Annotated in this window: 9 protein-coding genes; 4 read left to right on the plus strand and 5 right to left on the minus strand. The window is 45.7% G+C overall.

The window, feature by feature from the left end; all coding sequences use genetic code 11:
• Nucleotides 1–17 precede the first annotated feature (17 nt).
• Nucleotides 18–3,299, minus strand: coding sequence for a valine--tRNA ligase (locus ACU37H_RS06785; RefSeq protein ID WP_472702291.1), 3,282 nt, complete (start codon nucleotides 3,297–3,299; stop codon nucleotides 18–20).
• 504 nt (nucleotides 3,300–3,803) lie between these two features.
• Here ACU37H_RS06785 and ACU37H_RS06790 point away from each other — a divergent pair.
• Nucleotides 3,804–6,017 carry a hybrid sensor histidine kinase/response regulator gene (locus tag ACU37H_RS06790; RefSeq protein ID WP_472702289.1) on the plus strand — a complete coding sequence of 738 codons (2,214 nt, stop codon included), beginning with the start codon at nucleotides 3,804–3,806 and terminating at the stop codon, nucleotides 6,015–6,017.
• A gap of 82 nt (nucleotides 6,018–6,099) precedes the next feature.
• Here ACU37H_RS06790 and ACU37H_RS06795 read toward each other — a convergent pair whose 3' ends face one another.
• The 4 genes from ACU37H_RS06795 to ACU37H_RS06810 all read right to left on the minus strand — a co-directional run bounded on the left by ACU37H_RS06795 (nucleotide 6,100) and on the right by ACU37H_RS06810 (nucleotide 10,490).
• Nucleotides 6,100–6,870, minus strand: coding sequence for a succinate dehydrogenase/fumarate reductase iron-sulfur subunit (locus ACU37H_RS06795; RefSeq protein ID WP_472702288.1), 771 nt, complete (start codon nucleotides 6,868–6,870; stop codon nucleotides 6,100–6,102).
• A gap of 6 nt (nucleotides 6,871–6,876) precedes the next feature.
• A complete protein-coding gene (locus ACU37H_RS06800) occupies nucleotides 6,877–7,746 on the minus strand; it encodes a glycosyltransferase family protein (protein ID WP_472702287.1) in 870 nt (289 codons plus the stop codon).
• Nucleotides 7,747–7,752: 6 nt separating this feature from the next.
• Nucleotides 7,753–9,729 (minus strand): fumarate reductase/succinate dehydrogenase flavoprotein subunit, encoded by a 1,977-nt coding sequence (locus tag ACU37H_RS06805; RefSeq protein ID WP_472702286.1) that lies wholly within the window; start codon nucleotides 9,727–9,729, stop codon nucleotides 7,753–7,755.
• Between the two features lie 113 nt (nucleotides 9,730–9,842).
• Nucleotides 9,843–10,490: a succinate dehydrogenase cytochrome b subunit gene (locus tag ACU37H_RS06810; protein WP_494407593.1), complete on the minus strand. Its 648-nt coding sequence runs from the start codon at nucleotides 10,488–10,490 to the stop codon at nucleotides 9,843–9,845.
• A gap of 418 nt (nucleotides 10,491–10,908) precedes the next feature.
• Here ACU37H_RS06810 and ACU37H_RS06815 point away from each other — a divergent pair, with 418 nt between their 5' ends.
• From ACU37H_RS06815 to ACU37H_RS06825, 3 genes are all read left to right on the plus strand, one after another.
• A complete protein-coding gene (locus ACU37H_RS06815) occupies nucleotides 10,909–11,418 on the plus strand; it encodes a hypothetical protein (RefSeq protein WP_472702284.1) in 510 nt (169 codons plus the stop codon).
• A 74-nt stretch (nucleotides 11,419–11,492) separates the two neighbouring features.
• Nucleotides 11,493–12,116, plus strand: coding sequence for an NRDE family protein (locus ACU37H_RS06820; RefSeq protein WP_494407594.1), 624 nt, complete (start codon nucleotides 11,493–11,495; stop codon nucleotides 12,114–12,116).
• 34 nt (nucleotides 12,117–12,150) lie between these two features.
• Nucleotides 12,151–13,203, plus strand: a complete 1,053-nt coding sequence (locus ACU37H_RS06825; protein ID WP_472702282.1) for an ATP-grasp domain-containing protein — start codon at nucleotides 12,151–12,153, stop codon at nucleotides 13,201–13,203.
• Nucleotides 13,204–13,214 lie beyond the last annotated feature (11 nt).

Raw genomic sequence — 13,214 nt, forward strand, 5'->3', positions numbered from 1 at the left:
GTGAGGTTGGGGGAATATTACAATGCAGCCATAGCCTCTTTCAACGCTTTGATCTTTTCTTCGGCGTCTGCTTTTTTCTTTCTTTCGATGTCTACCACTTCTGGTTTGGCATTTTGAACAAACCGCTCATTGCCCAACTTTTTTTCTACCGACGCCAGGAACCCTTCCAGGTAATCAAGGTCTTTCTGCAACTGTTCTTTCTGTGCAGATGTGTCTAACTCCGTTTGTGTTTCAATGTAAAGCTTATCTTTTTCGACCAGTACATTGACGCATTTTTCAACCGGGTTATTGGTGAACGAAATATGTTCGGCGTTGATCTGGCGCTGTAAAATATCGAACAATGGTCGATAATCTTCCTGCTGGTCAGTTTGTATATGAAGCTTGATGGATTCTTTGTTCTTGATGCCATTTTTTACCCGTGCGTCGCGCACAGCGCTGATGGTCTTCTTCAGGATTTCACCCTGCGCAATAACGGTCGCATCCACGGTTCCGGCAGCTTTAAACTGTTTAACAGATAGATCGTCCTCCTGCTGGCGCAGCTGATGATAGATCTCTTCCGTAATAAACGGCATGTAGGGATGCAGCATCTGCAAAAGCTCTTCGAAGAAACCGATGGTGGCTTTCAACTTCGCATTCACTGTGGCCACACCCATTGGCGGCTTTTGCCATTCCAGGTACCAGCTACAGAAATCATCCCAGATCAATGAGTAAATGGTTTTAAGTGCTTCGCTTAATTTAAATTCATCAAACAGCTTATTGACTTCGATTTTGACTTCATCGATCCTGTTGCGCATCCATTGTGCAGCAAAGCCCGTTGCGGCGAAATCATTTTCATCAGATGCGTCAACGCCATTCGGATTCTCTTCCCACATTTTCACCAGCTTCAGCGCATTCCAGATTTTGTTATTAAAGTTGCGGCCTTGCTCTAAAGAAGCTTCATCAAATAACAAATCGTTGCCCGCGGGCGCCGCAATCATAATACCAAAGCGTACCGCATCTGCTCCATACTTGTCTATAAGCTCCAATAAGTCGGGAGAGTTGCCTAAAGATTTAGACATTTTGCGGCCGAGCTTGTCGCGTACCATCCCGGTAAAATATACGTCTTTGAAGGGGATTTCCTTTTCGTACTCCAAACCAGCCATCACCATTCGGGCCACCCAGAAAAAGATAATGTCCTGCCCGGTCACCAATACCGACGTGGGGTAATAATATTTCAATTCTTCGTTGCCCGGATCTGTAATACCCTTAAACACTTGCGAGGGCCAAAGCCATGACGAAAACCAGGTATCGAGCACATCGTGATCCTGTGTAAGATCGTCCATTGTCCATTTTCCTTGATCGGTAGGCAACTGCTTAAACGCTTCTTCTTTTGTCGCGCCTACCAGGCAGGTACCATCAGGCGTGTACCAGGCCGGTATCTGCTGCCCCCACCAAAGCTGACGGCTGATGCACCAGTCTTTTACATTTTCCAGCCAGTGTTTGTACGTAGCCAAGAAACGGTCTCCGGGGTGAATCTTAATGTCACCATCCACCACCGCTTTTAGTGCGGGCGCTGCCAGTTCCTGCATTTTCAGGAACCATTGCGTAGAGATCTTGGGTTCTACTACCGCATTGCTTCTTTGGGAGAAACCGTTCTTATTGGTGATATCTTCCGTCTTCACCAGGTTTCCGGAAGCCTGCAGATCCGTAGCTATTTTTTTGCGCACGTCGAACCTGTCTTCACCAACATATAACTGGGCTGCTTCGCTCAATGTACCATCATCGTTTAAAGTATCGATGACTTCAAGATTGTATTTTAACCCGATGTTATAATCATTGATATCATGGGCAGGCGTGATTTTCAGCGCCCCTGTACCGAACTCCGTATCCACGTATTCATCAAAAATGATGGGGATCCGGCGGTTGATCAGCGGCACGAAAGCATACGCCCCTTTCAGGTGCTGGTAACGCTCATCGTTCGGATTCACGCAAATAGCCGTATCGCCTAAAATCGTTTCGGGGCGCGTGGTAGCGATCGTTATGTAATCTGTTGTTGCTGTATCATTGCCATCGGCCAGAATACTGAAATCGATAATTTTTGGTAATTTTGCATCAGCAGGAGTCGTTTCGGACGTGTGAGAGAAGGATTCTGCTTCGGCGGAAGGCATAGCTCGCCTGCTTGTAAGGGAAGATTCTAAACCAGTCTTCCCTTTCATTTTTCTCATCGTTTGCAACATCAGCTCCTTTCTCCCCGTTCTTATCTCTTCGAGATAAATTATAACCCCGTCGTCAAATTTTTTGCTGTAAGTGATCGTTTCTTTTTGTTGGTTATTCAAACCTGATGCAATGATCTCGTCCGGCTGATTTAAGACGTCTACTATTAACTGGAAGTCCTTTTCTGTAATGGCTATTTGTTCTCTCTTCTCCTCAATATCATCATTCCCATGATTGTTGATCACATGGTTAAAACTGCTGCGGTCTATAGCATGCACATATTGCTCTGTGATTTCAGTGCCGGTGAGTTCTGACAAAAAAGCGGCGCCCTCAGGCGTTACATTTCCTAACACCGTTTTTTCGATACTATTGGAATTGTCCGACTTAATTTTCTGAAGGAAATCGCTGATCACTTTTTTGGCCGCCGCTGTCAATTCTTTTAAACTCCAATACTTCACCGCCGGCTCTTCCAAAGAAGATAAGGATGTTTTATCCAATGCGTATTGCACATAGTACAGCTTGCTCTGCACCTCGCGATACTCCACTTCTTCATCGCTTAACGCGGTCTTAGCCACCGGATCCCAATTGATCATGCGCGCGCCGCGATAGATCAGTCCCTTTTTGTGAAGGTCCACAAACACTTTGATCACCGCTTCGTAGTAATGATCATCCATGGTAAACGTAACCCGGCTCCAGTCTACACTACAGCCTAAACGTTCGATCTGGTTGTAGATAATGCCGCCATACTTATCCTTCCACTCAAAAGCATATTTTAAGAACGCTTCGCGTGTCAGCGTATTCTTGTCAATGCCCTGGTTGCGCAGCATTTCCACCACTTTAGCTTCGGTAGCGATCGACGCATGGTCACTGCCAGGCACCCAACAGGCATTATAGCCTGACATACGCGCACGGCGTACCAGGATATCCTGAACGGTTTCGTTGAGCGTATGGCCCATATGCAACACGCCCGTAACATTTGGCGGCGGAATGACCACTGTATAAGCCGGCCGGTTGTCCGGTTTGCTTTCAAAATATTTTTTCTCTTTCCAGCGATCGCTCCAAAACTGCTCAATTGACGCGGGTTCAAAATTTTTCGATAATTGCATAGGGGCGCAAATTTACATGAAATTTCGATGATGGAGATGGGCCGGCGAACCGTTCTGTTTTATAATCTTCATGTCCCTCCTTCGATGCTGCCGCAGAAAATTGGCTATGAATAAAAGAAAAAATACCTTATCTTAGAAAAAATTTGCATGTTTGTGCATTCTTTTGACCCTAAACACCAGATCATGCCGAAACCAATATTGACATCCGGTCTAGTCACAGCGCTGCGTAAAAGCCTATTTATACCACTTCAAGGAAAACAGGTAAGGCCTGCTTTACATGCCCTGATGCTATTGAGGTTGCGCAGGGGCCATAGACGCCATAATAAAAGCCTCACTTTAAAAGGCATTCATAAGCGATGACCCTGTAAGGTTCAACGGTTAAGACTTAAAATTAACTCACATAAGTGAACCTGCCTTTTTTATCAAATGCCACCAGGCGTTGCGCAGCTCCTATTCGAATGACTCAATTTATAACATATACCAAACTACAATCCCAATTGCTAAATGAACGTTTTAAAAATTCTTCACTACAGGGCGATTGCCCTATTTATTTTTCTGATGCCGGGCCTACACACCAGAGCGCAGCAGTCGCCGGTATCTGAAAGCATCCAGACCCTTTTAGACTCAGCCCATCAAAATATCGGACGATATCATAATAATCCGCGTGCAGCCTTCAAAGCGCTTGCGAAGGCAGAAAAGCTCGCGAATGACTCGGGATCAACTAAAGACTTGCTAAAGGTGTACAGACTTAAAGTACACTTTTATAATATAAATAAGGACGAGGAACATATCAAACTGTATGTTTCGAAAATAAAAGATATCTCCACGCGCGTTGACGATCCAATCGAGCTGGCCCGTAACTATCATTTGTTTTGTTATCTGGAGCCCGTTCCGAGCAAAAAGGGTCATGACTATCTCCTAAAAGCCTACCAACTTTTTCAAAAATATGGAACGACGGACGACAAGATTGAAATCAACTACGACCTCGCCTATTATGCCAGCAGAACGGGTACATGGAGCGATGTGATCTTGTATGCGGATGTGGCAATTGACCTGATCAAAAAAAGCCGGCAGAAAAATGTGAGAGAAAAATACCTGCACCTGTTTAAGTTGGAGGCTTACACGGCTCTTGAAGCGTACCATAAGGCGCAGGAAGTATTAGAAATCGCAGATTCTGTGCTGGCCATTGAGAAAAGTAAAAAAGTAGCTTCCACTTTCGAATATGCTTACTACAGGGCCGTCCTGCCCTTTTTCCAAAAAACGAATCAACATAAAAAAATAGCCGGCTTAAGCACTTCCCTGCTTAGCACGATGGATTCTCTCCGATCCAGGGAAGTAGAACGGCAAAACAGTGCTTCAAGATTGCAATCAGGGTTAGACTTAAAGGAGGAGGCTTTGAAGCGGATAGTTGTTGAAAATAAGCTCAAGGTGGCTCAGATCAAGGCGGGTCAGATCTTTATTGCATTCATATGCGCACTGGTCGTCTTCCTGCTTTTCACTATATTCCATGTAAAGAAAAACGCTAAAAAAATCAACCTGATCAACAGGGAGCTCGAACATAAAAATAACGAGCTCGAAGTGGCTGCCTCCCAACGTGAAGAAGCCCTCACCGCCAAGACCGATTTTCTGAATGTGATGACGCATGAACTTTTTACGCCTATCAATGGAATTGCGGTGATTGCCCATAACCTGAAAACAGAAACGGATAAAGAGTGTTTCCAGCAAAACCTGGAACTGCTGGAATTTTCAAGCAATTACCTGTACCGGCTGCTTAAAAACATTACCGATACGCGGACCATAGACAAAGAGGATCTTACTTTGAACCGGGATGCGATGCAGCTTAAAACGTTCATCAAAAAAATTGCACAGACAGCGCAAATATTCCTGAAGACATCGACTAACACCTTTCGCTGTTCGGTAGACCCGAAAATCCCCGATCCGTTGCAGATCGATTCCGTCAAAATTTCCCAGATATTAATTAACCTGTTGAATAATGCGGATAAGTACACTTCGAAAGGAACCATCTCGCTGGAAGTCCATTTAGCAAAGGAAACGATTGAAGGTGCACTGGTAGGCTTTACCATAACCGACACGGGCATCGGCATTGATCCGGAATTTTTTGACATCATCTTTGAGAAGTTTGTGCACGGACCTGATAATATGAGAGAGAAATACGGCGGGAGCGGCATTGGCCTTTATGTGGTTAAACATTTCCTCTCTCTGCACGGCAGTGAAATAAAGGTCAAGAGCGAAAAAGGGAAAGGCACTTCCTTCCTGTTTTCGATCTGGTTTGAGAAAGTGTACAAAGTCCCTCCTATGCCCGCCAATGGCGACATGCAGCATGCTGGTGACGTTCTTTTGGTGGATGATAACAAAGTGAACCTGCTCGTTACCAAGAAATTGCTGGAGTCTAAAAAATACCATTGCGAAACGGTGGAGAACGGATTTGATGCGCTCGAAAGGCTGAAGCAAAAAACCTTTGACGTTATACTGATGGATATTATGATGCCGGGTATGAACGGCTTTGAGACCACACGAAAAATAAGAGAACTTCAGATAGAAACCCCGGTTATCGCCTTGACCGCGGTGGACGTAACGCGCAACCGGCAGGAGTTTGACAAAGCTGATTTCGCTGCGATCATACCCAAGCCTTTTGAAACGGAAGTGTTCTTCAGGGCTATTGGCGACGCGATGCCGAACAAGCAAGAGGTGGGTTAAAAAATAACCGATCGTCTCCATTTGCCACATAAAAAAAACCGCCATTCGAATGGCGGTTTTTAAATATAATATACGTTACGAATTATTCTTTCACATCAGCAGCGAGACCAGCCGCGGTGTAGTCGCGGTTCAGGCGTGCGATATTGGTGATTTCGATTTCTTTCGGGCAAACAGCTTCGCAAGCTCCTGTATTGGTACAGCTACCAAAACCTTCTTTGTCCATTTGCGCTACCATAGCCAGCGCACGCTTGTTCCGTTCTGTTTGTCCCTGAGGCAGCAGCGCCAGGTGTGAGGTCTTAGCCGATAAGAACAGCAAGGCAGAAGCATTTTTACAAGCAGCAACGCAGGCCCCGCAACCAATGCATGCCGCCGCCGCAAAAGCTTTGTCCGCATTGTCTTTATTAATAGGTACAGCGTTACCATCAACAGTGACACCTGTGTTAACAGAAATATATCCGCCTGCCTGGATGATCCGGTCAAAAGCGGAGCGGTCTGTTACCAGATCTTTCACCACCGGGAAAGCATTGGCGCGCCATGGTTCAACTACGATCGTATCGCCGTCTTTGAAGGCCCGCATGTGTAACTGGCAGGTCGTGGTACCATGCCATGGGCCGTGTGGACGGCCGTTGATATACATAGAACACATGCCACAGATCCCCTCGCGGCAATCATGATCGAAGGCAATAGGCTCTTTGCCCTCATGGATCAATTGCTCGTTCAACACATCAAACATTTCGAGAAAAGACATTTCGGAAGAAATGTTATTCACTTTATATGTTTCAAAGCTGCCTTTGCTTTTTGCGTCTTTTTGTTTCCACACCTTTAAGGTGAGGTTCATATTGTAATGTTCCATATTGTATTAATGAATCAATTTATAATTTTTATAAGAAAACGGCCTCCAGCCAAATTTCTTATCTAAAAAGTAATAGAGCCTGTGCTTGAAATTCTTAAAGTTCTTTTTAGACACGTCTCTTCCTATATCCCAGTTCTCCAGGGCGACCGTATCGTGCATGACTGCAGGATGAGTGCCTTCAAATGCTACCAAAGAGTCTATTTTGCTGTAGTCAAACCGTACTGCTTCCGTCTCTTTTCCCGACTCATCGCCGTATAAGCGTCCGAAAGCGCTTTGTTTCCGGTGCATCAACACCGGATTGCGTGCCCATCCGTAATGATAGATGTAAGCATTGATCAGCCTGACGCTCAGTTTCCGGCCATCATCCCATCTGAATCCTTGTGCATCTTTATAAGACCGGATGCGCTTGTCATTGCGGATAATCCTGATCTCAAACGGATACCATCTTCTGCCATCACCTAAAAACCGGTAGCTGCCATAAAAATGATAATAACGAAACAACAGACCATCCACCCTTTTATCATTTTTGTATTTAAGCATCTGGCGGCGTATTTCGTCATAATCCTTTTCGTGGATCACCTCATCGCCCTGTATGTAAAAGAGCCAATCTGCATCGTCCGGCGCCTGATCGAGCGCTTTATTTGTTTCTTCGGCGAGAACCCTCCCGCCTGTTTTTAACGAATCATCCCAGACGCTGTAGATCTTTTTTATTTTTTCCTGGGGCAAACCGTCGATCACCTGGTTTGTCCCGTCTTCGCTATTTCCAAGGTTGATAATAAAGATATCGACCAGGGGCAATACCGATAATATCGACTGTTGAAACGGGTAACCGTACTTCACGCCATTTCTTACGAAGGAGAATCCGGCTACCTTCATGGGCTGTTATTTATAATTTCGTTGAGTGGGTTGGATCATCTCATAATTCAACGGCTCTTTCTGCAGCTCCCAATCACTATCGCCTTTATACTGCCAAGCAGATACGTACATAAACTCCTCATCGTTCCTCAACGCCTCACCCTCTTCTGTCTGGCTCTCTTCGCGGAAATGCCCGCCACAGCTCTCTCTGCGCTCCAGCGCGTCTTTACACATCAATTCTCCCAACTCAATAAAATCCGCCACGCGGTTGGCTTTATCCAATTCAGGGTTCATCTCGTGTATGCCACCGGGTATCCGCACGTTTTTCCAAAACTCTCTTTTCAACTCCTGTATCTCGGCGATCGCTTCCTTCAATCCTTGCTCGTTACGCGCCATGCCGCACTTCTCCCACATGATTTTACCCAGGCGCTTGTGAAAGCTTTCCACTGATTGCGTGCCCTTGATATTCATCAACTGGTTGATGCGCGCATGAACCGCTGCTTCCGCTTCCACGAATGCCTTATCAGTCGTAGGTATGGGTTTTACTGCGATTTCATCGGCCAGGTAATTACCAATGGTGTAAGGAATCACAAAGTATCCGTCAGCCAGACCCTGCATCAGTGCTGATGCTCCCAGGCGATTGGCCCCGTGGTCACTGAAGTTACATTCACCCAGCGCATAAAGTCCTTTTACAGACGTCATCAATTCATAATCCACCCAGATACCACCCATGGTATAATGCACCGCCGGATAAATCCGCATCGGCACTTCGTAAGGATTTTCACCTGTAATCTTTTCATACATGTCGAAAAGATTACCATATTCTTCTTTCACCACTTCCTTACCCAGCCGTACTAATGTCTCGGTATCGGGGTTTTCGATACCCTGCTTGCTGGCTTCAGCACGACCATATTTATTAATGAGATTGTATTTGAAATCAAGATAAACCGCTTGCTTGGTCGTTCCTACCCCGTAGCCGGCATCGCAACGCTCTTTCGCGGCCCGGCTGGCCACGTCGCGTGGTACGAGGTTACCGAAAGCAGGATATCTCCTTTCCAGGTAATAATCCCTTTCATCTTCAGGGATATCATTCGCTTTACGGTTATCGTCCTTTTTCTTTGGCACCCAGATCCGGCCATCATTTCTCAATGATTCAGACATCAGGGTTAATTTACTTTGGTGATCGCCGGAAACCGGGATACAAGTAGGGTGAATCTGTGTGAAGCATGGGTTCGCAAAATGAGCGCCTTTCTTGTGCGCCTTCCAGGCGGCCGTTACGTTGCTTCCCATAGCATTGGTGGACAGGTAAAATACGTTTCCGTAACCACCGGTTGCCAGTATCACAGCGTGTCCGAAATATCTTTCTAACTGACCGGTGATCAGGTTGCGGGCAATGATACCACGTGCCTTGCCGTCGATCATAACGATATCCAGCATCTCATGGCGCGTGTATTGCTGCACGTTGCCCAGGGCTACCTGACGTTCGAGGGCCTGGTAAGCACCGATCAACAGCTGCTGACCGGTTTGGCCCGCAGCATAGAAAGTTCTTTTCACCTGCGTACCCCCAAAAGAACGGTTGTTCAGCAGACCACCATATTCACGGGCGAAAGGAACGCCTTGCGCCACACACTGGTCGATGATGTTAACACTGACTTCCGCCAGGCGATGCACGTTGGCTTCGCGCGCACGATAGTCACCCCCTTTTATGGTATCATAAAAAAGACGGAAAACAGAATCCCCGTCATTTTGATAATTCTTAGCTGCATTAATACCTCCCTGCGCGGCGATGGAATGCGCACGACGGGGAGAATCCTGAAAGCAAAAGGCTTTTACCCGGTATCCCAATTCCCCGAGAGAAGCCGCCGCAGAAGCGCCCGCTAATCCGGTTCCCACCACAATTACTTCCAGCTTTCTTTTATTAGCAGGATTGACCAGTTTACAATGGCCTTTATAATCGTTCCATTTTTCTTCGAGTTTCCCTGCGGGTATTTTTGAATCAAGCATAATTCGATTTCAGATTTGATATTTAATATTTGAGATGTATCGTCTCAAATGCCTCTTTGTATTGATGTTTAAGACCTACGGATATTGTCCTGCCGACACAGCGCTGGCGCTGCCTACGACAGCCAACCCGCTAAAAAGCTAATCGGCATCATGATGAATGCCAGGCATACGATCAATGAAAACGCCCAGCCCAGGCCCGTCATTAAACGGATGTACCTGTGATTGGTCAGGCCCAAGGTACGGAACGCACTTTGAAAGCCGTGCACTAAATGCCAGAACAACGAAAGTACACCGAACACGTAGATCGCTACAATTACGTAACGGTATTCGTATTCCGCAAACTTATATTTCATTTCGGCATACAGGTTATGATAAGGTTTACCATCGATGATGGTTTCTGTCAAACCACCGAAACGCGATGGGATCCAGAAATCGATGATATGTATCACCAGGAAAATTAAGATCAGTGACCCCAAAATACCCATGGAGCGGCTGTACCATTTGCTGCCGGTTTCGCCCATTTTTACAGCATACCTTACTTTTCTTTTGCTCAGGTTTTGAATTTCCAGCACCAGCCCCTGGATAATGTGCAGCAGGAAAAACACAAACAACCCGATCTCTAATACACGTGGCACCCAATTCGCTCCCATAAAATGAGCGGCCTTGTTAAACATTACACCGCCATCATTTGCCCAAATACAAGCATTTAAGCCGACGTGCACCACCAAAAAGGCGATCAGGAAGAGCCCTGTAAGCGCCATTATAACCTTCTTTCCAATCGACGAAGTAAAAAACTGGGACCAATTCATATAAGCTTTTTCTAAATTGTGAATTGCACAAAAGTAACGCAGAAATGTGAATTACATGACAAAAAAATGACGTTATCTACGAAACTTTGCAGCGGTTTAACGCAAACGATTGCATTCGGCCTCGTTTTTGCCGGATGGATCACTGACATTAATTTATACACCTTTTAAACATATTTTAAAAAATAATGTTTTAGATGCGTAAACCCCGGTAAATCCAGGACTAAATGCGCATTTTTTGATATAACGTTCTTCTGCAACTTCAACGCGGTATCGAAAAAAATAAAAGACCAGAAATAATACAACCGATTTATTGTTCCTATATTGAGAATAAATAAATGGGTTTCACTGTTTTAATTTTAGCTATTATCAAATGAAATTGAATCCGACATTGCAACATATATGCGGAGCCGCTACGGAGCAGCTCAGAAAATTACAATCCGCTATTCAGACACTGGACGATAACACGTACACCCAACGGATAGCTATTATGTACGACGCCACAGTAGGCATGCATGCACGGCATATCATAGAGATGTATTTGTGTTTGCTCAAAGCCATTCAAACCGGCACCCCGGTGGATTATGATGCGAGAGAGCGAAACCTGCAAATTGAAACGGATGCGGCTTTCGCCTGCTCCCAGATCGACCAGATCTGTTCCGATATAGAAACCGTCACTTACGATCGCCCTCTTCGCGTAGCCTGCCACAGCATGCTGGTGGACTCTAATTACCCGCGGGAGTTGCTTTATCAGATTGAACACTCCATACATCATATGGCATTAATCAAAACAGGCCTCCGCTCGATTGATATTATTATCGAAGATGAACATTTTGGCGTTGCGCCCAGCACCATCAGTTATAAGAATACATGTGCACAGTAACCTACATTAAGAGAGGCAACGATATATTTTTTACGTCGAACAGGGATGAATCTTTAAAACGGCCACCTGCTGAAATGCCGCGTTGGCATAACGTGCAGCAGCATAAAATATTGTTCCCGAAAGATGCCACGGCTGGCGGCACCTGGCTGGGCATTCACGAGAATGGTAACATCTGCATTCTGCTCAATGGCGCGAAAGTCGCACACTCCGTTACCCCTCCCTATCGTCGTAGTCGCGGCCTGGTTATGCTGGACATTATGAATGCCGGACCATCCATGCCAGACAACTTTAATGCTATAGACTTATCAGGAATCGAGCCCTTCACACTGATTATTCTCGACCATCAACGAAAGCTTTTTCAATGCCGGTGGGACGGCCAGGACAAGGAGATTATTTTGAAAGATGCGGATGAAGATCATATCTGGTCTTCCTGCACCCTTTACAACGCCGAGCAAACGAACACCCGACAGGAGTGGTTTAGCAGCTGGCTGCGACAGACTGAAATGCCGAAAGAGCAGGATATTCTGAGGTTTCATCAAAGCGGCGGCACAGCCGACCCGACCATAGCGATCAACATGAGCCGCCCTGAACAAAAAATGCAAACGGTAAGCATTAGTCATATTGCATTGACAGGTTCGGGAAACCAGCTACACTATTTCGATTTGATAAACAAAGAAGACCAGGTATTGTCCTTCTAAAGCACCTTGATTGATTAAAAGTGAACCCACACCCATGCATACACGGCTACAAATTTTTCTACACAAATTGCTGAATAAGGAATATTGGCCGTCCTTTATCATTTATATACCCCTGGTTCCGGCGTGGATCTATTACAGCATTCGGTCGCGGTCACTTTTGTTTTTATCGGCCGCTAATCCGGGCATTGAATACAGCGGGATCTTTTTGGAACGAAAGAGTAAGATCCAGGAAATCTTACCCCCCTTTTGCACACCCCGCGTCGTGTTAATACAACCGGGCAAAATGAGCCTGGAAGAAGTTGTTTCATTAATGGAGCAGCACAACATCCAATATCCTTTTTTTGCCAAGCCGGATATTGGCGAGAAAGGTACCGGAGTAAAAAAAATACATAACCTGCCAGACCTTGCCACGTATCATTCCCTGAGGACCGTTCCCTACCTGATCCAGGAACTGATTCCTTATGAAAATGAAGCCGGTGTCTTTTTTATAAGGATGCCTGACGAGCCAAAGGGCATTGTGAGCGGCATTGTTTACAAGGAATTGCCCTTCGTGACGGGTGACGGACGTCTCAGCGTCAGGGAGCTGGCCTACAGCAATATCCGGTACGCGATGCAAAAAGAAAGTATCGAAAAACTATCACCCGAACTACTTCGGAAAGTACCGGCAGTGGGCGAAAAGATTGACTTGCTTAGTTACGGCAACCATGCAAGAGGCGCGAAATTTTATGACTATACTTTTAAGAATTCTCCTGAACTGGAACGCCTGATGAATGAGATCTGTTGCGCTATTCCCGGCTTTTACTACGGCAGGCTTGACATCAAATTCGATACCTGGGAAGATTTCGCACAAGGCAGGAATTTCGCGATTGTGGAGCTCAACGGAAGCGGCGCAGATCCCACGCATATTTACGATCCGGGTATGCCTCTGCTGAAAGTCTGGAAGGTGATTCTCCGTCATTGGAATGCACTTTCCCGTGTGGCTTCTTATCTGCATCGAAATGAGCAAATACCTTACATGACCCTCAGTGAATATTTCAAGCTGCGTAAAAAATATAAGGATTACCTGAAAACTATTCAGGTTAATTAATAACATCCATG

The organism is Niabella sp. ZPM-14, from assembly GCF_055693045.2.

Coding starts and splice junctions, on each gene's coding strand:
- ACU37H_RS06810 (WP_494407593.1), bottom strand. CDS start 10,490: ATGGCGCTTACAGGGCTCTTCCTGATCGCCTTTTTGGTGGTGCACGTC.
- ACU37H_RS06825 (WP_472702282.1), top strand. CDS start 12,151: ATGCATACACGGCTACAAATTTTTCTACACAAATTGCTGAATAAGGAA.
- ACU37H_RS06800 (WP_472702287.1), bottom strand. CDS start 7,746: ATGAAGGTAGCCGGATTCTCCTTCGTAAGAAATGGCGTGAAGTACGGT.
- ACU37H_RS06785 (WP_472702291.1), bottom strand. CDS start 3,299: ATGCAATTATCGAAAAATTTTGAACCCGCGTCAATTGAGCAGTTTTGG.
- ACU37H_RS06820 (WP_494407594.1), top strand. CDS start 11,493: ATGCCGCGTTGGCATAACGTGCAGCAGCATAAAATATTGTTCCCGAAA.
- ACU37H_RS06815 (WP_472702284.1), top strand. CDS start 10,909: ATGAAATTGAATCCGACATTGCAACATATATGCGGAGCCGCTACGGAG.
- ACU37H_RS06805 (WP_472702286.1), bottom strand. CDS start 9,729: ATGCTTGATTCAAAAATACCCGCAGGGAAACTCGAAGAAAAATGGAAC.
- ACU37H_RS06795 (WP_472702288.1), bottom strand. CDS start 6,870: ATGGAACATTACAATATGAACCTCACCTTAAAGGTGTGGAAACAAAAA.
- ACU37H_RS06790 (WP_472702289.1), top strand. CDS start 3,804: ATGAACGTTTTAAAAATTCTTCACTACAGGGCGATTGCCCTATTTATT.